The following is a 24,898-nucleotide window of genomic DNA, read 5'->3' on the forward strand; positions in this document are numbered from 1 at the left end:
AATTACTCTCCCTGAACGGATACTGGAATTCCGTCGCGAAGGCGGACAATACCTTCAATAATGACTTTCTCGCCAGGTTTCAGACCATCAGTAATTTCAACAATCCCCGGCTTTCTTCGACCAATGGTCACTTCTTTCTGACGGGCTCTGTTGTCAGGAGTTAACACATAGACATACTGGCGGTTTTGAATAGGAACCAACGCTTTTTCCGGTAACAACATGGCTTCGTCGATACTGCGCAATAGGGTAATTTGCAACAGCATCCCCGGGCGCAAGCGCTCATCATCATTGGTTATTTTGGCTCGAACACGTACAGCTCTGGTTACCGGGTCAATGCGTGAATCAATGCTGGTAATGCGTCCGCTAAAAAGCTCTCCCGGGTATGCCCGGCTGCGCGCCATCACTTCCTGACCCACCGCTATGCTGGCAAAGAAACGTTCTGGCACACTGAAATCAATTTTTATCGGTTTAATGTCGTCTAAAGTTGTGAATACGTCGCCTGGACCTACTAAAGACCCAGGACTGACCTGACGGATACCTACGCGTCCTGAGAACGGAGCGTAAATCTTCATTTCTCGCAACGTGGCTTCTGCGACTTCCAGGTCTGCCTGTAAGCCATTAACTTTTACCTGTTGTTCATCGAGCTGTTGCTGTGACGCTGCATTGCCACGACGCAGCTCACCAATACGATCTAACTGACGTTTTGCTTCGTCTAAGCTGAACTTAATTTGTTGAACACGAGCAACTTCTTTGCGTGCGTTAAGCTCGGCTAAAAGCTGACCCTCTTTCACCAGGTCACCACTGTCGAAGTAGATTTTATCAACCACGTCTTGTGTCTGCGCAGTAATTTCGACAGTTTCATTGGCCATAGCAGTACCCAAAGCCTCGATAGTATCCCGAAACTCACTGACCTCTGCCTGCTGTACCTTTACCGGCACGGCCTGCTGCTCTCCCTGCTCTACCGCTTCTTTTGGTGGAAACCCAAATAAGTAAATTGCTGCCGCTAATAAAACGACAACCACAATGGTAATTGGGTTAATCCAGCTACGTTTCGCCATGTTGACCTCTAAAAGCTTGTGTCCAACGGTTTTAAACATAGCTTATTGTACGAAAAACACCGCCATAAAGGCGGTGCACTTAACGAGGATTATCGGTCTTTAATCGCAAATTCAGTATTTTAGATGCGTTTTTGCCCGAATCTACAAGTCAGGGTGTTTACTTATGGTATATCGGGCTGTGCTTATGAATGGCGTCAATAAACGCTTTCGCATGCTCTGGGTTTACTTCCGGGTGAATACCATGCCCTAAGTTGAACACATGACCATTCCCGTGACCAAAGCTTTCCAGTATTGTCTGAACCTCTTGTTCAATGCGCTCAGGCGAAGCGTACAAAACGCTCGGATCCATATTTCCCTGCAGGGCAACTTGTCCGCCAACGCGAGCTCGCGCGTCTGATAAGTCGGTTGTCCAATCAACTCCCAGAGCATCGGCTCCTGACGCCGCCATTGCTTCTAACCACTGACCACCATTCTTAGTAAATAACGTCACTGGTACTTTGCGACCGTCGGCTTCACGCGTCAGGCCTTGTACAATCTTTTCCATGTAGGCTAGCGAGAACTCTTTGTAGTCTCGTGGTGACAAAACGCCGCCCCAGGTGTCGAAAATCATAACCGACTGCGCTCCTGCAGCTATTTGCGCGTTCAAATATTGAGTGACAGAGTCAGCCAGTACATTCAGCAGGTGGTGCATGGCTTCGGGCTCTGCAAACATTAGCTGCTTAACTTTGGAAAAGTTTTTAGTGCTGCCGCCTTCGACCATATAAGTCGCCAGCGTCCAGGGGCTGCCGGAAAAGCCTATCAGGGGCACTTCACCTTGCAGTTCACGGCGAATCATTCTGACCGCATCCATGACATAGCCCAGTTCATCTTCCATGTCAGGTACTGACAAATTCTTTATCGCCGCCATATCTCTGACTGGATTTTTAAACTTAGGCCCTTCACCCGCTTCAAAATACAGCCCAAGACCCATAGCATCAGGAATAGTGAGAATGTCGCTGAATAAAATAGCTGCATCTAAATCAAAACGGCGTAGCGGCTGCAGAGTGACTTCGCACGCCAATTCCGTATTACGACAAAGCGACATAAAGTCGCCAGCTTCAGCCCGAACCTCTTTATACTCAGGTAAATAACGTCCAGCCTGACGCATCATCCAAACTGGAGTCCGGTCAACAGGTTGCTTCAATAAAGCGCGAAGGTAACGATCATTTTTTAATGCTGGAGCCGTCATAACTCATCCATTTTTACAAAATTCTGGCGCGCATTTTAGCAGTGCATGCGCGCGCACTCCATGAAAACTTATAGCTAGCTGGTTTCTACCTCTTTATGGCTATATCGATAAGTGTGCGTGCGATAGTTCCCTGCGGGGGTATTTGAGGTAAGTCATTAATTGGGAACCAGTCTCCGGTAACCAGTTCGTGAGGGTCAATATGCAAATTGCCGGAGTCCCATTCGGCGGTAAAGCCCATCATAAGAGAATGCGGAAAAGACCAAGGTTGGCTCATATGGTACTGAATGTTTTTCACACGAATACCAGCTTCTTCGTACACCTCGCGCTTAAGTGCTTGCTCCAGGTTTTCTCCCGCTTCCACAAATCCGGCTAGAATAGAGTAAAGCCCCGCTTTATGTCGTTTACCCTGAGCTAGAAGCAGTTGCTCGCCTTTTGTGATTGCAACAATAATGCAAGGGGACACTCGCGGATAACAGCGGTGCTGACACTGGTGGCAGTGCATGGCGAGTTCCCATTCAACACTTTGCATGCGAGTACCACAGCGGCCACAGAATCGGTGTGTATTCAAAAAGTCGCTGAACTGCCGCGCGCGCCCGGCCATCTCGAATATTTCCATGTCATCCGGTCTTAACAGCTGTCGCAACGGTGCAAAATCACCGCCTTTAAACTGCTCATCCATGTAATCCGCCATGACCAGATAGCAGGTTCTTTCGCGAATTTCGCCAATTTCAATAACCTGGTATTGCGCCAAGTCCGGAAACGCAAGCTGGTTTAGTTGCCCAAAAGGCACTTCGCCATCATGAGTCAGAAAAATATGATCGGCGCTGACAACAAACCACCATGCGGGTTCGTCATTCGCTGGAGTTGCGTATAAAGTTGCCATATTTCGGTTCTTTCTTCTGTAAGACGATTTTTGCGTAAAACCTATTGAGTTCTAACGACTGAGAATTTACATTGATGACTGATATCAATAACGGAGAGTATCATGTTAAGCCGTAATGAACAGGCAAAAAAGCGCTGGGGTGGCGCTCATAAAACCATTGATCACTGGCTGGAAGAACGCCAGGACTTGCTGATCAATTACTTTAAACTTGCCGCCTTACCGCCTTATGAAAACAGTCATAAAGGCTTGCCAGACGTTGTTGATATAAGAAACTTCTGCGGTCAGTTAGTTGATTATGTATCCAGTGGTCATTTTGAAATTTATGACCAGATTGTCCGAGAAGCGAGCAGTCAGGGACATTCAGTTGATGACTTAGCAGACGACTTATTCCCGTTAATCTCTGATACAACCGATATTGCATTAGACTTTAACGACAAATACGGCGATATCGATTCAACCAATCATTGCGACAAGTTTGACCGAGACTTGTCTGCGTTAGGTGAAGCCATTGAGCTTCGCATGGAGTTTGAGGATCAATTACTCAACCACTTAGAAGAGCATCAGCTTATAACTGCATAAGCCTAAAACGCACGTGGCCTGACGTTAATTACGTCAGGCCACGTCATATTACAAAGTATTACTGCTCTGTATCGCCTGCCGGCTCTTCTTCAGTATTTTTCACGTCCAACAGCTCTACCGTGAAAATTAGCGTTGAGTTTGGTGGAATTTGTCCGCCACCCACTTCGCGCTCGCCGTAAGCTAGCTCAGCTGGAATGACAAAGCGGTATTTCGCACCTTCTTTCATCAGTTGAAGACCTTCGGTCCAGCCCTGAATGACACGATTCAGAGGAAACGAGGTTGGCTCTCCACGTTCATATGAGCTATCGAAGACTTCGCCATTAATCAATGTACCTTCATAGTGAACTTCGACCATATCGGTCTCGGCTGGACTCTCGCCGCTGCCTTCTTCAAGAACTTCGTACTGTAAGCCGGACTCAGTCACTTTAACGCCTTCTTTCTTCTTGTTTTCTTCCAGGTAAGCCTGACCTTCTTCAGCCGACTTCTGACCTAAAACGTTTTGGCGCTGCTCCATCACTTCCTGACGCATAGCGTTCAAAATTTCTTCTGCTTCTTCGTCGCTCAGCTGAGGGTCGCCTTTAATAGCATCCACAAAACCAGCAATAATAACATCACGCTCCAGAATGAAGTCGGCTTCTTCCTGACGCTCCAAGTTACGTGCAATAAAGCCGCCAACCGATGAGCCCAACGCGTACGCTTGTTTGTCTTTTTCTGTCTGCAACTGAGTGTCGTTTGCCGGAAATTTTTCTTGTGAACAAGCGGCTAACGCCAGGGCGACCGCTGATACTGCCAACGGTTTCATCAGATGTTTCATTGTTTTCTCCAATTATCGTCTTGCATCCTTTCGGACTATGTCATAATAGTGTTAGTGAACAGAACCATACTACACAACCACAGGGGAGTTGCCTATGCCTTTTATAAAGCTTAGCGCTATACTGCTATTCACTTTAGCAGTGAGTGCCTGCCAGCCTTCCCCTGATAAAATTCACAAGAAGGTCCATGCTGAAAATGGCACCTACGCGGCTGACATATCAGACGACGGATCTTACAGCTTAGTGTCTACTGACGAAACCGGCTTACTGTTATGGCCACGCTACGCGAATAACGCAAAGTATCAGTGGGAACACGAAGAAGGTGAAGTCTCACAAATTATTGATGTTGATATTGCCGCGGACAATAGTGTTGCCGTTGCTGCGTCGCGCTATGAATTCTCTATGTGGGATATGAAAACCGGTGAAAACTTAGGTTTTTGGAGCATTGGTAATGGGCGCATTCAGAAAATTGTTGTGAGCAAGTCCGGTGGTACCGTTGTGTTAGGTAAACGTGACGGCACTCAGGTCGCTTTTAACCCGCAGTCCGGCCGCCGCATAGAGTTTTACGGTCATACCGAAGCCGTCAATGCGCTGGATATTTCACCCAATGGTTTTTATGTACTCAGTGCATCTAACGACTACACCGCCATTTTATGGGACACTCGCAGTGGCCAAATTGTGCACCGCTGGGAGTATGAAGGTCGTATGACGCAAGTGGCACTTCACCCCAGTGGCAGGTATGCGTTTGCTGCCGACTCTACGGATAATGCAGTTATTCGAGCATTGCCCGGAGGGGAGGAAGTGAGTCGATTGAAGTTTCCTGACCGGCAACGTATTTTTAGCGCAGCCCGCTTTAGTGAATCGGGAGACTACTTAATCACGGGAGCTCCTTCGCGTCGCATTGCTATTTGGGACACTGCTACTGGCAAACTATTAAGTGACTGGCGAGTCGACTTACGAGACGGTGGACGTCCAAGTAATGCGTCCGTTTTAGCGGTAGTCTTCGATGAAGCTGAAAATACCGTCGTCAGCGAAAGCTCAGCAGGCCTCGTTGAATGGTGGGAAATTGACTTAACAGGCAGTAAATAATGGATTTAAAGAAAGTCGAACAACAAATGGCAAACCTGGAAATGCAATTAACCTTTCAGGAAGACACCATTGAATCATTGAATAAGCTCGTCACTGAACAAACTCAGCAAATGACTGAAATGCAACGTCAAATTCGCTGGCTGGGTAAGCGTTTAAAGCAAATGCAGGAGCAAAGCTCAGACAGCTCTGATCCATCAAAAGAGCCGCCACCACCACATTACTAATATTGATCTTGCGGGCTAAGCAACGTATAACAACTGTTCTGTTTTAGTTTGCGGGAATGTTATGTCATCAAAACACCCAATTATTGCGGTCACCGGCTCATCAGGCGCCGGAACCACCACAACGGGCCAAGCGGTTAGGCACATCTTTCGCTCATTAGATGTAAGCGCTGCCTTTGTGGAAGGTGACAGTTTTCACCGCTACTCCCGACCGGAAATGGACCTAGCCATTCGCAAAGCTCAGGAGCAGGGGCGGCACATCAGTTACTTTGGCTCTGAAGCCAATGACTTTGATCGCTTAGAGTCGCTTTTTCGCTCCTATTCACAAACCGGTCAGGGCAAAATCCGACGTTATTTACACAGTTTTGATGATGCTGTGCCATACAACCAGATGCCAGGCACCTTTACTCCCTGGGAAGAGCTTCCGGAAAGCACCGACGCACTTTTCTACGAAGGCCTTCATGGCGGTGTTTGTGGCGACAGTTATGATGTGGCGCAATATGTCGACTTGCTCATTGGCATGGTTCCCATTGTTAACCTGGAATGGATTCAGAAGCTCATTCGTGACACCTCAGAGCGCGGTCATTCAAGAGAGGCGGTCACCACCAGCATTGTACGCAGTATGGAAGACTACATTCACCATATTGTGCCGCAGTTTTCACGCACCCATATTAATTTTCAGCGCGTTCCCACCGTAGACACGTCCAACCCATTTAGCGCGAAGGACATACCGTCACTGGATGAAAGCTTCGTGGTTATTCGTTTCCGCGGAATTAAAAACGTCGACTTTCCGTTTTACTTACAAATGATAGAAGGTTCATTTATGTCCCGGACCAACACATTAGTCGTTCCGGGTGGAAAAATGGCGTTGGCAATGGAGCTAATTTTAACGCCATTAATTGAGCAAATTATGGATAGAAAGAACCAAGTTCGCCGACAAGTCGACTGGATCTCAAGCCAGCAATAGCTTTTAAGCTTCCTCTATTCGGTAGCTATGGGTGATATTGACAGAGGCTTCCAGCATTTTAGCCACTGAGCAGTATTTGTCGGCTGACAGTTTGACCGCACGCTCAACATGACTTTCACTGACGTTTTTACCAACCACCACAAACTCAATATGAATGTCTGTAAACACTTTGGGCGTTGAGTCAGCTCGCTTACCAGAAAGCTCGCAGTAGCATTCGCTGAAGTCCTGACGGGCTTTTTGCAAAATACTGACAACATCGACTGAGGCGCAGCTGCCCGCAGACATCAAGACCATTTCCATTGGGCTTGGCGCTTTGCCGGGAGAATCCCCATCCATAATGACCTGATGACCGCTGCCGGAGGTAGCTACAAACGTCATGTCCTCATGCCAGCTCACTTTTGCGTTCATCGTGTTATCAGCCATTATTGTTCCTTGTCGTTTTCAGTAAGGTTATACGCGATACTCTCGCAGGTGCTCGTCAAACAGGTTTTTCACCAGCCCGACAAACTCATCTATGAAAGATTCCTGCTCTGGAGTTGGATGGGTATCCAATACTTTGGAGAGAGCTTCTTCTAAGTCATAAACAATAGCATCTGTTTCACGAACAATATCGAGCCGCTGCTCCTGACTCAGCTCATTTTGCTCAAAAACCGCCATCATGCTCATGGAAAGCTTTTCTTCCATTAAGTCTCGCAAAGTGTAGTCTGCGGTTTTTACCTGTGCGCTTTGGTCAGAAAATAACGGTAATTGCCCCGTTAAGTACTGAATCAGCTCAATGTATCCGTCGGTTTCTACTATCATCTGACTCTCTTTACGTATGCGGCTGGACAATCATTCAAATTGCCCAACCGCTAAAGTAGCACAGATTGTGACTAGAATTTAAGTCCTGGTGCCAATGACTCAGGTAATGTCATGGTATCAGCTTCAACTGAAGCAACAGGGTACGCACAGTAGTCAGCCGCGTAGTAAGCGCTTGCTCTGTGGTTACCACTGGCTCCAATACCACCAAATGGCGCAGCGCTGCTCGCACCTGTAATTGGCTTGTTCCAGTTCACAATGCCTGCCCGAATGTGCTTAAAGAAGTAGCGATAGGTCTGCTCGTCATCACAAAGAACACCAGCCGACAAACCATAACGCGTGTTGTTTGCTTCTTTAATTGCATCATCAAGCTCTTTATAACGATACACCTTTAACAGCGGACCGAAGTGCTCTTCGTCTTCAAGACCTTCAACACCCGTGACATCAACAATACCTGGTGTCACAAAGCCTTTTTTAGGGTCTTCCTGCTTCATACGAACCAGCGACTTGGCACCTTTATGCAAAAGCTCATTCTGTGCATCGACCATTTCGCCGGCAGCTTTAGCAGAAATCATTGCGCCCATGAATGGCTGAGGTTCTGCTTCATAGTCGTCAACCAGAATATTTTCAGTGACTTCGACTAAGCGTTTTAGTACCGCTCGACCTTGTTCTGAGTCTTCAATAAACAGGCGGCGCGCACAAGTACAGCGCTGGCCTGAGGTAATGAACGCAGACTGCACAATGTTGTGAACCGCCGCATCAATGTCCGAAACATTGGTCACTAACAATGGGTTATTACCGCCCATTTCCAGCGCTAAGATTTTATCCGGACGACCACCGAACTGTTTATGCAGTAGGTGTCCGGTATTCGATGAGCCGGTGAAGTACAAGCCGTCAATTTGAGGGTGTGCAGACAGCGCCTTACCCGTTTCAACTTCGCCTTGCACTAAGTTAAGAACACCAGCAGGTATACCCGCTTTTTCCCAAAGCTTAACGGTTTCCTGAGCGACCATAGGCGTTAGCTCACTGGGCTTAAAGACAATGGTATTACCGGCAATAAGTGCTGGTACTATGTGTCCGTTTGGCAAATGACCTGGGAAATTATAAGGACCATAAACGGCAACAACACCGTGCGGTTTATGGCGGATAAAGGCTTTCGCGCCTGGCATTTCATTTTCAACCGTGCCCGTACGCTCATTATAAGCTCGCTCTGAAATTGCTACTTTTCCCATCATAGCGCCAACTTCTGTACGAGTTTCCCAAACCGGCTTACCGGTCTCTTTTGCCATGGTACGCGCTAAGTGCTCTTTGTTTTCTTCCAGTAACTCTGAAAACTTTTTACAAATAGCCAAACGCTCGTCGACAGACTTTTCAGCCCATTCCGGAAACGCTTGTCGAGCAGCCATAACAGCCTTTTCCACTTGGTTCGCGCTGGCCGATTCACCCGACCAAATGACTTCGTTACGAGCCGGGTCAACAGAATCGAATTTTTGGCCTTCGCCTGCTTCCCATGCTCCGTTAATAAACTGAATACTGTTTGTCATAAATTTAACTCCTGCTTAAAGTGCGACAACTCGAACGTCGTCGCCGTCACTTAAATGCATTTTTTCGGCTTGCTCGTTATCGAGAATCAGCTCATCTGCACCTTCTGCTAACAACAGTTTGGTGGCTCGAAAGTTTTCCAACTGTGTATTGCAGACAATATGAGGCACCGCTGCTTCAACTTCAGGCACTTGTTCTTTAACACTCACGGTTACCACTTTGCTGTTTCTTACACTGTTTAAGTTGCAGACCTCTGCTTCTACCGTTGGACCAGCATCAAAAATATCGACAAAGCCACGGAAACGGAAACCTTCCGACTCCAGCAATTTAAGTGCTGGTCGCGTGTTGTCATGTACTTTTCCGACAACTGCACGAGCGTCTTCACTCAACAAGTTCGTGTAAATTGGAAAGCGTGGCATTAGCTCAGCAATAAAGGTTTTATCGCCAATACCGCTTAGATAATCCGCTTTTGGAAAATCCATTGAAAAGAAATTATCTTCTAGCCAAGTCCAAAACGGCGAGTCACCATTGTCGTCGGAAACCCCACGCATTTCGGCAATCACCCAGTCGCTGAAACGCTGTTTAAACTGGGCCAAAAATAACATACGGAAACGCGACAACGTACGACCATTCATGTTGTGACGGTATGGTTCGCGCAAGAACAAGGTGCACAACTCTGACACCCCCGTGTAGTCATTACACAAGGTCAAAGTTTCCAATGCATTATAGATATTAAGTTTTTCTGAATGATGCACGACTTTACCGAGACGGTAATGCCAAAATGCTTCATCCAGACCCACCGCAGCTTCAATACCGCTAACACCCGCGATGGTTCCGGTTTCGGTGTCTTCCATCACAAATAGGTAACTTTCATCACCCGGTGTTTCGACGTTCTCTTTTCGAAAAGCCTTTTGGGCACGATCAATACGGCGCTCTAGTAGCGACTGGTCGACGGGCAACGAGGTAAACCCGTGACCTGACTCAATCGCACACTGATACAAGGCTTCGTAATCTGACGGCTTAATGGGTCTGATTAGCAACATAAAAACGCCTCAGTAATTAACCGGCAACCTGAGCAACAGCTTTTTCAAAGCGTTGCAGGCCTTCTTTGATATCGTCTTCAGAAATAATGAGCGCTGGCGTGAAGCGCACAACATTTGCGCCTGCAATTAACACCATAACGCCATGCTCTTGACCGGCTAACAAGAATTCACGCGCTTTACCTTCGTATTGCTCGTTAAGTGCCGCGCCCAACAAGAGCCCCTGACCACGAATTTCACTGAAGACGTTATACTTTTCATTGATGCGCTGCAGTTCTTCTTTGAAAAGCTGCTCGCGCTTTTTAACGCCATCCAGGGTTTCTTTGGTGTTCACAATATCGAATACCGCTTCAGAGACAGCACAAGCCAACGGGTTACCACCGTAAGTACTACCATGCGTGCCTGGCTTCAGGTGCTCGGCAATTTCTTTGGTGGTTAGCATAGCGCCAATTGGGAAACCGCCGCCCAACGCTTTAGCAGAAGTCAAAATGTCAGGTGTTACGCCTAATTGTTCATAAGCATACAAAGTACCCGTGCGGCCAAAGCCTGTTTGAACTTCATCAAAAATGAGCAACGCGTTATTCTGGTCACACAATTCACGAACAGTTTTTACAAACTCGACATCTGGCGCTACCACACCACCTTCACCTTGCAGCGGCTCCATCATAACGGCACAAGTGTCGTCAGAAATAAGCGCTTTCAACGCCTCAGCGTCGTTATAGTCAACGTGCTCAACAGCGCCTGGTTTCGGACCGAAGCCGTCTGAGTAAGCCGGTTGTCCACCAACGGTTACCGTAAAGAAAGTACGACCGTGGAAGCCTTTAGTAAAAGCAATAATCTTTTGCTTATGTTCACCGTACTTTTCAATCGCCCAGCGACGTGCCAGTTTCAGCGCAGCTTCGTTGGCTTCTGCACCTGAGTTTGCATAATAAACGCGGTCTGCAAAAGTTGCATCGGTCAGCTTTTTAGCAAGGCGAATCGCCGGCTCGTTAGTAAATACGTTACTTAAGTGCCATAGCTTCTGACTTTGCTCTTGCAACGCTGACACCATTGCCGGATGGCAGTGACCTAAACAGTTAACAGCAATACCGCCAGCAAAATCTACATATTCGCGGCCGTCTTGATCCCACACGCGGGCGCCTTCGCCTTTAACCGGGATCATTGACGCTGGGTTGTAGTTTGGAACCATAACGTCGTTAAACATTTCGCGATTTACTGCCATTTTGTCTGTCATTACTCTCGTCCTTATCGCTCATGCGAATTAACAAAGGTGTCAACAAATGAATGTCTTGAAAAGGGCGCTATTATGCCAAAATTTGACCAGCTTGTCTGTGTTAATTCCTTTCAAAAGCCTTTTCATATCAGCATTTGGGGATTTATTGCGTTTTAACTGAATAGTTATGCTTAAGCGTGAATAGTCACTGAATCTTTACTCACATTTTTTCTGTAAATTTCTTTTTGTAAAATTTATTAACAACTCTATATCATGAATTGCATTGCAATTTTTACCGCCTTCTTTTAGCCTGAGACTATTCGTATACAACTTCGGCAGATGTTATGGAAAAAGAGACATCGACACTACCAGAATCGTCGCAGCCTCATATGAAGCTCAATTACTTGCGCCCTGGCGATATGATAGATGTTGAATTTGCATCCGCCACCAAAGTGCGCACCAAACTGCAGCTAATTGGTTTTGATAGCGGTCGTTACCTTTTATTAAAACAACCTAACCCGAAAACCGATGGAAGCTACGTTGACGTTCTGTATGAAGGCAACCCAGTTGTTGTTCGTCTTGTCATAGAAGGCGAAGCCGGCGAGTGTATCGCTTTCAAAAGTAAGATACGGGCAGTGACCAACTTCCCTTTTCGGCTTATTTATCTCGATTACCCTAAAGAAGTTGAGCAACGGGCGCTACGGGCACAAAAAAGAGTCAGTACCCATATTCCCGTTGATGTGACTTCCACAGCTGTTCAAGAAGGTGATCGCAAGAAACTTGCCAGTGGCGTTATTGTGGATATTTCAACGGCAGGTTGCCGCATACTCTTCAAAGCACAGAGTAACGCAGGCAATGTGACGCACATGAACATTAAAATAAACATTGGCTCTGGCTCTCAACGAGAACCGTTAACTCTCTCCGGCCAAATTATGAACCAACGCAAAGAGGTTGGGCGAATTGGTATCGGTGTTCGTTTCACCGACCCAGAAGAACACATAACCGAAGTGTTTAATCACCTGCTTATCGACACCGACTTCGAGTGTTAGTCAGGAACTATAATTGGTGGGCGTTTTAAGCTAACGTTGTTCAATCTGGCCACCGTTTCCGCCGACACCGAGTACTTGTTCAGTATGCGTTTGCCTTCTTCCAGGCTTGCTAAGTCGACTTCACGCATCATACGAAATTCGCAATACGCATTAGCCTGTGCCAATACCTCAGCATAGTCTGAGTCGTATGTTGGGTTCACCCTATCGGCTTGTGTAAAAGACAGTAAGTGCTGACTTACTGGAACGCGCTTTAGTCCCCACCCTTCAGCCACCAAGTAACTCACTTCCTTGTCTTTTTCCAGCATTAAATCACGCAGGAAACGCTCGTCAGGCGTCAGCTGAACTAAGGCATTGTGGCGCTCAGGCGACTTGTCATTAACTGAAGCCATTGCATACTCGCGCTGCACATCATCAAACAGTTTCAGGTACAACTTGGTCAATGCAATTTTGCCCAGCTCGTGGAACATCCCCATAGTGTAAGCCAATATGGGGTCTTTCAGCTTTCTCTCAACCGCAATATTATGAGCGGCAATGGCGGTGCCTAATGAGTGCTCCCACACTTTGCGACGAAATAAAGTAAAAGGCTGCGTCGATGGCGGCAGCCAGTTTTGCATGATGTAGGCAGGTGCCAGCAAACGGAGGTTTTCAGTACCCACAAAGCTCATCGCAACCCGTAAATTATCGACTTTAACCTGTCGGTTACGGTCAATAAACGGAGGTTGGTTCACGGTACGCAGTAAACCAGTATGAAACCAGTCCATCCCCTGAACAAGGGACTCAATACGGCGCATAGACGCTGCTTTTAAGCTAAGCGTATCTAACAATTCGGGAAGTTTTTCGGGTAGAGGTATTAGGCGCTCTCGCACATAGTCGCCGTCTTCTATGGTTTCTAGTGCGCGATGATAAATTTCTTCATGCAGCTCTTCTGAGACCCTATCGGAGAAGCGTTGGCGCGCCTGCGCTTTTCGGTCACGCTCTTCGTAGTTTAAACGCTCTACCTCTAGTAGCTTACGACGTTGCTCTTTTTCTTCATCTTCGACCCCATCGGCTTTAGAACGGGCTTTACGAGCAAACGGAAAACTAATGAGATAGTTAATAAACCGTTTCTCCAGCCTTAGTGCGGGGTCTTTAGAACCACCTTCCGTGGTATTTGAGAAAAAGTGAAACATCGATGTTCGCCTATGAGTTTTAAAACAGCTTAAGTATCGGCGATTTCAGCGCCTGGCAACAGTTACTAATTATCGTATATAACGTAAAAAATTCGCTAATAGATTATGGCCTTGCGTGGTCATAACCGATTCAGGGTGAAACTGAACACCAAAAAGCGGCCATTTTTTATGTCGAATAGCCATAATCTCCCGCTGGCCTGTCTCACTTTTGGTTTCGGCATCTACGACAAACTCTTGAGCTAATGTGTCAGGTTCAACAACCAACGAGTGATACCGGGTGACTTCCATCGGGGTTGGCAACCCCTCAAACAATCCCTGACTGTTGTGTGTCAGGTTAGATACTTTTCCGTGCATCACCTGTTCAGCACGCACCACCGTTGAACCAAACACCTGCGCCAGAGCTTGGTGACCCAGACAGACGCCTAAAATCGGAAGCTTGTCTTTAAAGGCGGAAATAGCATCCAGCGACACGCCCGACTCATTGGGTGTGCATGGGCCTGGAGAGATAACTAAAGCCTTTGGATTTAAACGATTAATCTGAGCTACGCTTATTTCGTTGTTGCGGAAAACCTCAACCGACTCACCCAGCTCGCAGAAATAGCGAGCCAGGTTATGAGTAAAAGAGTCAAAATTATCAATAAGTACAATCATGTACCGGCGTTACGCCTCTGGGTAGGGCACAAATCCAACGGCGTTATAAACATCTTTTAAGGTTTTTGCGGCAGCTTCGCGCGCTTTGTCGGCGCCTTGCTTCATGACGCTTTGCAAAAAAGCCTGATCATTACGCATGTCATGGTAGCGCTGCTGAACGGGCTCAAGCATAGCAACTACTGATTCCGCCACATCGACTTTCAAATGCCCGTACATTTTGCCTTCGTATTCAGGGACCAACTCGTCTATCGACTTGCCTGTTGCGGCAGACATAATGCTCAGCAAATTGGATACGCCCGGCTTTTCGGCAGGGTCAAAATAAATACGTGCTTGCTCGTCCGAGTCAGTAACCGCTTTCTTAATTTTCTTAAGAATTTTCTTGGGCTCTTCCAACAGACCGACAAAGTTATTTGGGTTGTCATCTGATTTCGACATTTTCTTGGTTGGATCTTGCAGCGACATAACCCGTGCGCCTACTTTTGGAATCATAGGCTCAGGAATCGTGAAAATATCACCGTACAGATTGTTGAAACGCTCTGCGACATTGCGCGTCATTTCCAAGTGCTGCTTTTGATCATCGCCCACAGGCACTTCGTTGGCCTGATACAACAAAATATCAGCCGCCATTAGTGCAGGGTACGTAAACAAACCCGCATTGATATTATTCGCGTGACGTTGTGACTTGTCTTTGAATTGGGTCATGCGATTCAGTTCGCCCATTTGAGTGTAGCAGTTCAGTACCCAGGCCAACTGTGCATGCTCAGGTACGTGCGACTGAATAAAGACGGTACTTTTCTCAGGGTCTAAACCGCACGCCAAATAAAGCGCTAAACCGTCCAGCGTCGCCTGCTGCAGTTGTTCAGGTTCCTGGCGAACGGTTATTGCATGCTGGTCAACCAGCATAAACTTACAGTCATGCGTGTCCTGCATATTCACCCACTGGCGCAAGGCACCAATATAGTTCCCAATAGACAACTGCCCTGACGGCTGACAACCACTTAATACAATTGGTTTCGACATTCTTTTTCTTTCCTCTACGAACCTGTTACTGCAGCAATTTCATCACGCATGGTCTGTATGACACTGGCATAATCATCCGCATTAAAAATAGCCGAACCGGCCACAAACATATCAGCACCCGCTTCTGCTATTTCACCAATATTTGAGACTTTAACACCGCCATCGACTTCTAAACGGATCTCGCGGCCACTGTCATCAATTCGCTTACGCACCGCCCGGAGTTTATCCAGCGTTGAAGGAATAAACGACTGCCCACCAAAACCCGGGTTTACCGACATCAGTAAAGTAACATCAACTTTGTCCATAACATGGTCTAAGTAATGCAAAGGTGTCGCTGGGTTCAATACCAGCCCAGCCTGACATCCATGCTCGTGAATGAGCTGCAAAGTACGATCCACATGATCAGACGCTTCCGGGTGGAAGGTAATAATTGAAGCACCGGCTTTTGCAAAGTCAGGAATAATTCTATCTACCGGCTTAACCATTAAATGCACGTCGATAGGCGCCTTAATGCCGTAGTCTCGTAACGCCTGACAAACCATAGGGCCTATGGTCAGGTTTGGCACGTAGTGGTTGTCCATCACATCGAAGTGGACAACATCGGCGCCAGCGCTTAATACAGACTCAACTTCTTCTCCTAAGCGCGCAAAATCTGCGGACAGGATAGAAGGGGCAATTAATGGCTTCATCGTTATTTATCCCACGGTGTCAAAATAGGCGGCTATTGTAGCAGTTAACCCGAAACAAAAAAATTCGTATTGATAACTGGAATTTTTACAAAATCGCTGATAAATTGTTCAGTCTAATGCTTTTGGGGGGACGTTATGCGCTTATCTATAGTTACTCTATCACTGACACTGATGGCTCTTGCCGCAGTTGCGACGGTAACGCCTAGCACATTGTTCGCCCAGCAAAATGCCACTCAGCAATGCCAGCAACTTCTGGCTGGTAGCGAAAACTCTCAGGCGAAAAAAGAATGTGGACTGGCCACAGAGGAAGTCACCTGGGGTGACTGGCTAAAAGGCCACAGTCGTTCAGTGCAGTTCCACTTCTTCGACTTAATAGAGCTTTTTTCAAGCTCTAGCGACGCTCAAAAAGAACGCTACAAAAACAACTACTCTCGTTAAGACGTCAAATAATGTCTGAACAGCAGGAAAACAACCAACAAAAACCCGGTTTCATTAGCATGGTTGTCAGCGTACTGGCGGCGTTTTTAGGTGTGCAAACCGAGAAAAATCGGCATCGCGACTTTCAACATGGAAACCCCAAAGCCTATATCATTATTGGCGTCATTCTGACCATTCTTTTTGTGTTTGGCCTGATTGGCGTTGTGAGTCTAGTTATGGCATCCGCCGCATAACATTAGGGGCGCGAAGGTTGTGAGGGGTCTTCATGAGGACGCCCGCGAGTACTTCCCTGTAGGGCTTGAGTAGCGCCATCCATGGCGCTACACACCTCTTGAAGACCCCTCACAACCTTTAGAGCGCCCCAATAGCTATGCAGCCTTGATGCCACTATGACGTAGCAACGGCTCCACGCTGGGTTCGCGACCACGGAACTCCTGAAATAAGTCAGCGGCTTTACGGCTGCCACCGCGCTCCAGAATAACTTGCAGGAAGTCGCGGCCGGTTGCGGCACTGAAAATGCCTTCTTCTTCAAAACGTGCGAACGCATCTGACGACAATACTTCCGCCCATTTGTAGCTGTAGTACCCCGCCGCATAACCACCGGCAAAGATATGACCAAAGCTGTGCTGGAACCGATTGTACTCTGGCGGAATACGTACTGAGGTCTGCTCGCGAACTTCACTCAAAATTTCGCTAATACGCGCGCCTTTGCTTTCATCAAACTCGTGGTGAATGCGCATATCAAACAGCGAAAACTCTAACTGACGCATCATTTGCATAGCCGACTGGTAGTTACGTGCCGCCAGCATTTTATCCAGCAGTTCCTGCGGTAATGGTTCTCCGGTTTCATAATGACCAGAAATAAGCGCCAGTGCCTCCGGCTCCCAACACCAGTTTTCTAAAAACTGGCTTGGTAGCTCTACGGCATCCCATTCAACGCCATTGATACCAGAAAGCCCAGCCGTATCGACCTGCGTCAGCATATGATGCAAGCCATGGCCAAACTCATGGAATAACGTCAGTACTTCGTCATGAGTAAAGAGCGCAGGCTTACCACCCACAGGCTTACTAAAGTTACAGGTTAAAAACGCCACCGGGTTTTGTACCTCACCGTCGGCATGAACCCGACGCCCAACAAAGTCTGCCATCCAGGCGCCGCCGCGTTTACCCTGGCGGGCATACAAATCTAAATAAAAGCTGCCACGCAAGTGACCATCCGCGTCGTGAATGCGGAAAAAGCGGACATTCTCATGCCAGGTTTTCACGTCTTTTTGTTCACTCACCGTCATGCCAAACAAGCGCTTAACCACTTCAAACAGACCATTTAACACTTGTTGTTCCGGGAAGTACGGGCGCAGTAACTCATCGGAAATGGAATAACGCTGTTGCTTCAGTTGCTCACTGAAATACGGCACGTCCCAGGCTTCCATTTTCTCAACGCCCTGCTCTTTGGCAAAGGCTTCCACCTCAGCGTATTCTTCTTTTGCCTGCGGCATGGACTTGTCAGCTAAGTCTTTCACAAAGCCCAGCACTTGCTCGGGTGACTCCGCCATTTTCGTTGCTAACGACATTTCGGCATAGTCATTAAAACCAAGCAACTTGGCCATTTCATGACGCAAAGCCAGGGTCTCATCCATCACTGCCGAGTTATCGAACTTACCACCGTTAGGGCCGGTTTCTGACGCTCGGGTCACAAAGGCCTGGTACATGTCCTTGCGAAGCTCACGGTCTTCGGCATACAGCATCACTGGCAGGTAACTGGGGATATCCAGGGTAAATAGCCAGCCTTCTTTTTCCTGATCCTCGGCTGTTTCTTTCGCCGCTTCTTTAATGCTGTCAGGCAGCCCGGCTAAGCGACTTTCGTCCGTAATTAAACACGTCCAGGCGTGAGTCGCATCCAGCAAATTGTTGCTGAACGTCGACGACAAATCAGATAGGCGAGACGAAATTTCAGCGTAGCGTTTCTTTTTGTCCGCAGGTAAATCGACACCCGACAAACGAAAATCACGCAAGGTATCGTTAATGAGCTTCTGCTGAGCTTCGGTCAGCTCGGCAAATTCGTCACTGTTACGCAGCGTTTCGTAGGCATCAAACAAGCCTTTGTGCTGACCAACATAAGTTGCATAGTCAGACAGCAACGGCAGGCAGCTGTCATGGGCTTCACGCAACTCAGGCGTGCTGACAACCGAATTTAAATGCGACACCGGTGCCCACACGTGCTCTAACTTTTCATCAGCGTCGGTTAAAGGCTCAATTAAGCCGTTCCAGCTGAAATCTCCTCTCGCCAGCACGTCATCAATAGTTTGTCGCGCATCATTAATACATTGTTCTACCGCAGGTTTTACATGCTCTGGCTTAATGCTTTCAAAGTCAGGAAGCTGACCCTGTTCAAGTAAGGGGTTCTGGCTCATTATTACCTCAATTTTTTCAAAATGCTTACGGTAGATATTGGGACTTTCCGCTAGTCTTCAAGCGAGTCCCGTGGTTTCTTATCGTATTTACGGTATTATTCCGTTGTTAATTATTCAGAATAAAGGTAAATGTCATGTCTGACACCTCTTTTCGAACATTACGCCTAGTCGCTGGCGCGGCGGCTTTTATGGCGCTAAGTGCTTGTAGTAGCTTCGACAGCGAACAAGCATCCGACGACACTGCGCAAACAGACGTTGCCGGTAGTCATCAGTTAACACCTGAAAAAATCTTTGCCAGCGACACCTTTAACGTTGAACGCCCCGCACCGACACGCTGGCTGGAAGACGGTTCAGGTTATACAACGTTGGAAGAATCCGAGTCTGCCAATGGCCGAGATATTGTCCGTTACCATCCGGAAACGAATGAACGTACTGTGTTAGTCAGCGCTGAGCAATTGACCCCAAACGGCGAAGACAAAGCATTACACATTGCTGACTACGTCTGGTCTGACGATGGCAACAAAGTATTAATTTTTACCAATACAAAACGCTCATGGCGCACCCATACGCTAGGCGACTATTGGGTCTTAAACCGCAGCAATAATGAACTGAAGAAACTTGGCGGCAACGCCCCCGAGTCGACACTGCAGTTTGCCAAGTTTAACCCGCAGGGCACCAAGGTCGCCTACGTTATGCAGAACAACATTTACGTGCAGGACTTAAACAACTTCCGCATTAGCAAGCTGACCAACGACGGTAGCGACACCATCGTCAACGGTACTTTCGACTGGGTGAATGAGGAAGAATTCTTCCTGCGTGACGGTTTCCGCTGGAGCCCGGACGGGCAACACATTGCCTACTGGCAGCTCGATACCGAAGGCACGCCGGTGTTTACCATGATCAATAACACCGACGAGCTGTACCCTACGCTTAAAGAGTTTCCTTACCCGAAAGTCGGTGAAACTAACGCCGCTATGCGTATTGGTGTCATGCCGGCGAGTGGCGGCAAAACACAGTGGATGGATATTCCCGGCGACCCGCGCCAACACTACTTGGTACGCATGCAATGGGCCGGTAATAGTGAGCAACTGCTCATTCAGCAACTTACTCGAAAGCAGCACATTAACCGTGCTTTCATTACCGACATAGATTCCGGCAACGCACAGGAACTGCTGCGTGAGAGCACAGACTCTTGGGCCGAGTACGTCGATGACATTCACTTTTTGAATGACGGACAAGAATTTACCTGGCTAAGCGAACGCAGTGGTTATCGCCATATTTATCGTGTGTACCGTGACAGTGGTCGAATTAGCGCTATTACCCGCGGTAACTGGGACGTTGTCAATGTTTTGCGTGTCAACGAAGAAGACGGCTGGGTATATTTTATTGCGTCACCTGAAACGCCGTTAGAGCGTTATTTGTTCCGCGCCAGCTTAGACGGCAGTGGTCGCTTAGAACGTCTGACGCCGGACATGGACGGTACCCACAGCTACAGTATTTCGCAAGATGCCAAATACGCAGAGCATACCTTTCACTCTGTGAATCAGGTGCCTGTAACCAAGATGATTTCTCTGCCGGACCATAAGGTTATTCGTACGGTCGTCGATAACACTGACGCCCAGAAAGCGGTCGAAAACGTCGAGAAACAGCCAGTTGAGTTTTTCCGTGTGGAAGCGCGCGACGGCCTTGAACTGGATGGCTACATCATGAAGCCAACCGACTTTGACCCGAGCAAAGAATATCCTATTTTATTCTACGTCTACGGCGAACCCTGGGGGCAGACTGTGGCCAATAAATGGGGTGGTTCGTTGTATTTGTGGCACACCATGCTGACGCAGCAGGGCTATATTGTTGCCTCCATTGATAACCGTGGCACTAAGTCACCACGCGGCTTTGACTGGCGTCGTTCTATCTACAAAAACCTGGGCGTTGTTACCGTACGAGACCAGTATGACGCACTGCAACAGATGCTGGAACGCTGGGACTTTATTGATGAAAGCCGTGTTGGTATTTGGGGGCACAGTGGCGGTGGATCACAAACGCTTAATGCACTCTTCCGCTACCCAGACGCCTACCACATGGGTATGGCGCTGGCACCAGTACCTGACTTAACCTTGTACGACACCATTTATCAGGAGCGTTACTCCGGGTTATTGCCGGAATCAGCAGAGCGCTACAAGGAGACCTCGGCAATTACACACGCCGAGAATCTGGAAGGTGACTTATTGTTAGTGCATGGCACAGGCGACGACAACGTTCACTTCCAGGGCAGTGAGCGCTTAGTTAACGAACTGATTAAACACGGTAAGCAATTTGAGTTTTTCGCTTACCCGAACCGCTCGCATGGTATTTACGAGGGTGAAGGCACCACTTTGCACCTGCGCACCATGATGACCGAGTTCGTCAAAGAGCATTTACCAGCAGGTGGTCGTTGAGAGCTATGCTGTAAACTGATCTTTCGATTACCGCTATCGGTATAAAAAGCATGACAACCCCGTGTCTTTATTTGCAAGATACGGGGTTTTTATTCAAGATATGCGCAGTTTTTGAATTAAGCACAGGAGTTAAGCAGTATGAGCAGACATTATGACTATCTGGCGATAGGTGCCGGCAGTGGCGGTATTGCCTCAGCCAACCGTGCCGCCATTCGTGGTGCAAAAGCCGCCGTTATTGAAGCAAAGTTCGTTGGCGGCACCTGCGTAAACGTGGGCTGTGTACCTAAGAAAGTCATGTGGTATGGCGCTCATATTGCCGAGGCCGTTAAATACTCGCCTTCGTATGGTTTTAATCTGGAGCAGAAAGGCTTCGACTGGGCAACTATGGTGAAAAACCGTGAAGCCTACATTGAGCGCATTCATGGCGGCTACCATCGTGGTTTCCAAAGCAACGGCGTTGAGTTCATTGAAGGCTTTGCCAAATTCGTTGACCACCAAACGGTTGAAGTTAACGGTGAGAAAATTACCGCTGACCATATTACCATTGCTACCGGCGGCCGCCCGATGATCCCTGAAATTCCGGGCGCAGAGCACGGTATCGACTCCGACGGCTTTTTCGCATTAACGGAACAACCTAAAAAAGCCGCAGTTGTTGGTGCTGGTTATATTGCCGTTGAAATTGCCGGCGTGTTCCATGCATTAGGAACGGACACACACTTACTGGTACGTCGTGATAGACCACTGCGCACCTTCGATAAAGACATTACCGACGGCTTGCTGGAGCGCATGAAACAAGACGGTCCTGAACTTCATACCGAAACAACGGTACGTGAAGTCGTGAAACAGGACGACGGTACCTTAACGTTACACTTTGAAAACGGCAAAACAATGGAAGGCGTGGATTGCCTGGTATGGGCCATTGGTCGTGTCCCATCAACAGATAATATTAACCTGCAAGCGACTGGTGTCGAAGTGGACAAAGAGGGCTTCATTCAAGTCGACAAATTCCAGAACACCAACGTACAGGGTATTTATGCGGTCGGTGATAACACCGGCGCAGCAGCGCTAACACCGGTTGCGATTAAAGCAGGTCGTCAATTAGCAGAGCGCCTATTTAACAACATGCCAAACGCGCACATGGACTACGAAAATATTCCTACCGTTGTGTTTAGCCACCCAACCATTGGTACCGTTGGTTTGAGCGAAGAAGACGCAAAACTGAAGTTCGGTGAAGAGAACATTACCGTTTATAAGTCTTCGTTCGCGGCTATGTACAACGCTGTCACCCCACACCGCGCCCTCAGCTACTTTAAGCTAGTTTGCCACGGTAAAGAGGAAAAAGTGGTTGGCATTCACGGTATTGGCGAAGGCATGGATGAAATTTTACAAGGCTTCGCAACCGCGCTGAAAATGGGCGCTACGAAAGCTGACTTAGACTCAACTGTGGCGCTGCACCCTACTAGCGCGGAAGAGTTCGTTACCATGAGGGGTTAGTGTAGGAAAAGCATCTTACACACGTAAATAATTCTGGAAAATAGTCAATCACTGTCTATACTGTATGCATGGACAGTGATATTTTCAGGATGATTTATGACATACCTTGTACACTCCAGCGATGTCTTCAAAGAGACTGAGCTACAAAAACTGGATGATGGTACATTCCATTGCCAACCTTCCAATGACAATATCGGTTCGTTACCAACACTCTTTTCGCAAGATGGCATCTTCAATCACGAAGCCAACAGTTACCTATTTTATCTCAAGGCCGTAAAGAAGGCAGAAGACCTATCTCCCTGCGCACAGGCATTGCGTGCCTACTATCAATTTCTTGAGGACAAGGGGTTGAATTGGGATAAATTCCCACCAGTCAAACGGCTCAAGCCAACTTACCTGTTCCGCTCCCACCTACTCAAGAAAATAAAGCAAGGCGAGCTTGCACATAGCACAGCCAGTGTTCGTATGAACCAAATCGTCAACTACTATAAATGGTTGATGCACGATGGTTATCTATACATAAAAAACGAGAAGGAAGCCCCATTCAAAATGGAGTTTGTCTCTGTTCGAAACAATGGGATGCTTGCCCATATATCCCCAACCTTCATCGTTGAAACCAGTGATTTACGCATAAAAGTACCAAGGGATGCAGATAGCAAAAACATCAGACCGCTATCCCCGTTAAGCCGTGATGACCTGAGCATTTTGACTCAACACCTCCTACAAACATCTGAAGAGCTGCGCTTACAAGCCTTACTTGCGATTGATACAGGTATGCGGGTTGAAGAAGTAGCAACCCTAACACTAGATGCGTTAGATACTGCAACTCCGCTTGCTGAGAGCCAACATCGCTTTGAAATTCTGTTATGCCCACGCTCTACAGGTGTACAAACCAAGTTCCTAAAAACTCGGACTGTCGAGATTTCATCGGGCTTGCTCCAAGCATTGAATGAGTATCGAATTTCAGAACGCCGCCTGAAGCGCGTTACTAGGCTCAACGAGAAAATAGAACAAATAGACAGCGATACCTCCCCCTTCAATCAGAAGACCATTGAAATACTGGAGCGCTGTGACCGTCATGAACCACTATTTGTTAGCCAACAAGGCAACCCTACTACGGGGAAATCCATTGAAGCTCGATGGATTGAGTTCAGGGCAGAAATAAAGCAGGTAGAGCCATCATTTACCCATCGCTTTCATGATTTACGCGCCACATATGGCACTTATCGCCTAAGTGATTTACTTGAGGCTAAGCTGCCCGTTGTTGACTGCATGGAACTTCTAATGGGTTGGATGGGACACAAGAACGAATCAACAACATGGAAGTACCTACGCTTTCTACAGCGCAAAGAAGCCTTCAAGGTGAAATTCGGTATTCTTGATAGCATCATGCATCAAGCACTAGGGGGTGAGAGTGAGTAGTGTCGTATATCTAAGTGGCTGGGAGCCTAACCTATGCGTCCAACTAGACACTGAGAATAAAAATCTTGCTGATTTTAATCGGCTTTTAGCCAAAGGTTTTCCCTCTACAGAGAGATTGCAGCAAGAAAGTCAATTTGAAGATGCAAACCGAAAAGTGTTTATTCTTCAGCTAAAAGATAAATTTAATGAGGCGATGGATGAAGGTAGTAGCCATAGAACACTCTACAATATTTTTAATAGTGCTTCTCTATACTTTCAATGGTGCGATAAAGACAACCTTTCACCTTTCTCCCAAGACTCATTAGAGCGCTATATGACCTATCAACAAAATCTTGTCATGTTAGGAGAGATAAAAAGAAGTACCTACAGAAAAAAACGCTCCCAAAGGTAGTGTTCAGAATTCTGTGTCATTTCGTTAAACTAAGCAAAAAAGAGATGACATATGACCAAAACCAATTTCGACATGGATGCCGCTTTAAAGCAGTTGCGTGAAGGCAAAGACCTCACCGGCAAAGACGGCATCCTGACACCGCTTATTAAACAACTCACCGAAGCCGCGATGCAGGCTGAGCTTGAAGAGCATCTCAGTGATAAAGAGCAATCTAACCGCAAGAACGGTTCGACGTCAAAAACAGTCAAGAGTCCTGCCGGCAGCTTTGAATTAGATACGCCCCGCGACAGAGCCGGCTC

26 protein-coding genes are annotated in these 24,898 nt (G+C 47.5%); 12 read left to right on the forward strand and 14 right to left on the reverse strand.

The features are described from left to right. Positions 1-2: 2 nt before the first annotated feature. The 3 genes from BLT32_RS11100 to nudC form a co-directional block, all read right to left on the reverse strand. Positions 3-1,058, reverse strand: coding sequence for an efflux RND transporter periplasmic adaptor subunit (locus BLT32_RS11100; protein WP_053954358.1), 1,056 nt, complete (start codon positions 1,056-1,058; stop codon positions 3-5). A 157-nt stretch (positions 1,059-1,215) separates the two neighbouring features. Further along, entirely contained in the window at positions 1,216-2,286 is a 1,071-nt protein-coding gene (gene hemE / locus BLT32_RS11105; protein ID WP_053954334.1) for a uroporphyrinogen decarboxylase, read from the reverse strand. An 85-nt stretch (positions 2,287-2,371) separates the two neighbouring features. Further along, positions 2,372-3,169, reverse strand: coding sequence for an NAD(+) diphosphatase (gene nudC / locus BLT32_RS11110; protein ID WP_053954335.1), 798 nt, complete (start codon positions 3,167-3,169; stop codon positions 2,372-2,374). A 102-nt stretch (positions 3,170-3,271) separates the two neighbouring features. Here nudC and BLT32_RS11115 point away from each other — a divergent pair, with 102 nt between their 5' ends. After that, positions 3,272-3,748, forward strand: coding sequence for an Rsd/AlgQ family anti-sigma factor (locus BLT32_RS11115; RefSeq protein WP_053954336.1), 477 nt, complete (start codon positions 3,272-3,274; stop codon positions 3,746-3,748). Between the two features lie 58 nt (positions 3,749-3,806). Here BLT32_RS11115 and fkpA read toward each other — a convergent pair whose 3' ends face one another. Next, a complete protein-coding gene (gene fkpA / locus BLT32_RS11120; RefSeq protein WP_053954337.1) occupies positions 3,807-4,562 on the reverse strand; it encodes an FKBP-type peptidyl-prolyl cis-trans isomerase in 756 nt (251 codons plus the stop codon). 94 nt (positions 4,563-4,656) lie between these two features. On the opposite strand from fkpA, the gene BLT32_RS11125 reads away from it, so the two are divergent. The 3 genes from BLT32_RS11125 to BLT32_RS11135 all read left to right on the forward strand — a co-directional run bounded on the left by BLT32_RS11125 (position 4,657) and on the right by BLT32_RS11135 (position 6,837). After that, positions 4,657-5,649, forward strand: coding sequence for a WD40 repeat domain-containing protein (locus BLT32_RS11125; RefSeq protein ID WP_053954338.1), 993 nt, complete (start codon positions 4,657-4,659; stop codon positions 5,647-5,649). Further along, on the forward strand, positions 5,649-5,873 hold the full coding sequence (locus tag BLT32_RS11130; protein WP_053954339.1) for a SlyX family protein: 225 nt from the start codon (positions 5,649-5,651) through the stop codon (positions 5,871-5,873). Before BLT32_RS11125 ends, BLT32_RS11130 begins: the two co-directional genes overlap by 1 nt. Positions 5,874-5,934: 61 nt before the next feature. Continuing rightward, complete coding sequence (locus BLT32_RS11135; RefSeq protein ID WP_053954340.1) at positions 5,935-6,837, forward strand: phosphoribulokinase; 903 nt, start codon at positions 5,935-5,937, stop codon at positions 6,835-6,837. 3 nt (positions 6,838-6,840) lie between these two features. Here the strand turns inward: BLT32_RS11135 and BLT32_RS11140 are convergent, their stop codons facing one another. The 5 genes from BLT32_RS11140 to BLT32_RS11160 form a co-directional block, all read right to left on the reverse strand. Further along, entirely contained in the window at positions 6,841-7,245 is a 405-nt protein-coding gene (locus BLT32_RS11140; RefSeq protein ID WP_176764957.1) for an OsmC family protein, read from the reverse strand. Between the two features lie 42 nt (positions 7,246-7,287). Further along, positions 7,288-7,638: a DUF3802 family protein gene (locus tag BLT32_RS11145; protein ID WP_053954342.1), complete on the reverse strand. Its 351-nt coding sequence runs from the start codon at positions 7,636-7,638 to the stop codon at positions 7,288-7,290. Between the two features lie 71 nt (positions 7,639-7,709). Continuing rightward, positions 7,710-9,179: a succinylglutamate-semialdehyde dehydrogenase gene (gene astD, locus BLT32_RS11150; protein ID WP_053954343.1), complete on the reverse strand. Its 1,470-nt coding sequence runs from the start codon at positions 9,177-9,179 to the stop codon at positions 7,710-7,712. Positions 9,180-9,194: 15 nt separating this feature from the next. Further along, positions 9,195-10,220, reverse strand: a complete 1,026-nt coding sequence (astA, locus tag BLT32_RS11155) for an arginine N-succinyltransferase (RefSeq protein ID WP_053954344.1) — start codon at positions 10,218-10,220, stop codon at positions 9,195-9,197. A 16-nt stretch (positions 10,221-10,236) separates the two neighbouring features. Continuing rightward, the gene (locus tag BLT32_RS11160) at positions 10,237-11,439 is read right to left on the reverse strand and encodes an aspartate aminotransferase family protein (RefSeq protein WP_053954359.1); all 1,203 of its coding nucleotides are present in this window, start codon (positions 11,437-11,439) and stop codon (positions 10,237-10,239) included. 335 nt (positions 11,440-11,774) lie between these two features. On the opposite strand from BLT32_RS11160, the gene BLT32_RS11165 reads away from it, so the two are divergent. Further along, positions 11,775-12,479 (forward strand): flagellar brake domain-containing protein, encoded by a 705-nt coding sequence (locus BLT32_RS11165; protein ID WP_053954345.1) that lies wholly within the window; start codon positions 11,775-11,777, stop codon positions 12,477-12,479. Here the strand turns inward: BLT32_RS11165 and BLT32_RS11170 are convergent. From BLT32_RS11170 to rpe, 4 genes are all read right to left on the reverse strand, one after another. Then, positions 12,476-13,648 (reverse strand): HDOD domain-containing protein, encoded by a 1,173-nt coding sequence (locus BLT32_RS11170; protein ID WP_053954346.1) that lies wholly within the window; start codon positions 13,646-13,648, stop codon positions 12,476-12,478. The two genes, BLT32_RS11165 and BLT32_RS11170, sit on opposite strands and share 4 nt — an antisense overlap. A 69-nt stretch (positions 13,649-13,717) precedes the next feature. Beyond that, entirely contained in the window at positions 13,718-14,299 is a 582-nt protein-coding gene (locus tag BLT32_RS11175; protein WP_053954347.1) for an anthranilate synthase component II, read from the reverse strand. Between the two features lie 9 nt (positions 14,300-14,308). Further along, positions 14,309-15,319, reverse strand: a complete 1,011-nt coding sequence (gene trpS, locus BLT32_RS11180) for a tryptophan--tRNA ligase (RefSeq protein ID WP_053954348.1) — start codon at positions 15,317-15,319, stop codon at positions 14,309-14,311. Between the two features lie 14 nt (positions 15,320-15,333). After that, positions 15,334-16,008: a ribulose-phosphate 3-epimerase gene (gene rpe, locus BLT32_RS11185; protein ID WP_053954349.1), complete on the reverse strand. Its 675-nt coding sequence runs from the start codon at positions 16,006-16,008 to the stop codon at positions 15,334-15,336. Between the two features lie 135 nt (positions 16,009-16,143). Here rpe and BLT32_RS11190 point away from each other — a divergent pair, with 135 nt between their 5' ends. Together BLT32_RS11190 and BLT32_RS11195 are read left to right on the forward strand one after the other, a co-directional pair. Next, entirely contained in the window at positions 16,144-16,446 is a 303-nt protein-coding gene (locus BLT32_RS11190; RefSeq protein ID WP_053954350.1) for a hypothetical protein, read from the forward strand. Positions 16,447-16,457: 11 nt separating this feature from the next. After that, positions 16,458-16,679, forward strand: a complete 222-nt coding sequence (locus BLT32_RS11195; protein ID WP_053954351.1) for a DUF2970 domain-containing protein — start codon at positions 16,458-16,460, stop codon at positions 16,677-16,679. Positions 16,680-16,814: 135 nt separating this feature from the next. On the opposite strand, the gene prlC is transcribed toward BLT32_RS11195, so the two are convergent. After that, positions 16,815-18,857 carry an oligopeptidase A gene (gene prlC / locus BLT32_RS11200; protein WP_053954352.1) on the reverse strand — a complete coding sequence of 681 codons (2,043 nt, stop codon included), beginning with the start codon at positions 18,855-18,857 and terminating at the stop codon, positions 16,815-16,817. A gap of 134 nt (positions 18,858-18,991) precedes the next feature. Here prlC and BLT32_RS11205 point away from each other — a divergent pair, with 134 nt between their 5' ends. From BLT32_RS11205 to BLT32_RS11225, 5 genes are all read left to right on the forward strand, one after another. After that, on the forward strand, positions 18,992-21,292 hold the full coding sequence (locus tag BLT32_RS11205; RefSeq protein ID WP_053954353.1) for a S9 family peptidase: 2,301 nt from the start codon (positions 18,992-18,994) through the stop codon (positions 21,290-21,292). A 138-nt stretch (positions 21,293-21,430) separates the two neighbouring features. Continuing rightward, positions 21,431-22,786 carry a glutathione-disulfide reductase gene (gene gorA, locus BLT32_RS11210; protein ID WP_053954354.1) on the forward strand — a complete coding sequence of 452 codons (1,356 nt, stop codon included), beginning with the start codon at positions 21,431-21,433 and terminating at the stop codon, positions 22,784-22,786. A gap of 96 nt (positions 22,787-22,882) precedes the next feature. Beyond that, a complete protein-coding gene (locus tag BLT32_RS11215) occupies positions 22,883-24,208 on the forward strand; it encodes a tyrosine-type recombinase/integrase (RefSeq protein ID WP_053954355.1) in 1,326 nt (441 codons plus the stop codon). Next, the gene (locus BLT32_RS11220; RefSeq protein WP_053954356.1) at positions 24,201-24,599 is read left to right on the forward strand and encodes a hypothetical protein; all 399 of its coding nucleotides are present in this window, start codon (positions 24,201-24,203) and stop codon (positions 24,597-24,599) included. Before BLT32_RS11215 ends, BLT32_RS11220 begins: the two co-directional genes overlap by 8 nt. Positions 24,600-24,650: 51 nt before the next feature. Next, positions 24,651-24,898, forward strand: a 248-nt coding sequence (locus BLT32_RS11225) for a transposase (RefSeq protein ID WP_176764956.1), incomplete at its 3' end; no start/stop codon positions are given.

The sequence above is a fragment of the Idiomarina zobellii genome (assembly GCF_900100855.1).
In the GTDB taxonomy this organism is placed as follows: domain Bacteria; phylum Pseudomonadota; class Gammaproteobacteria; order Enterobacterales; family Alteromonadaceae; genus Idiomarina; species Idiomarina zobellii.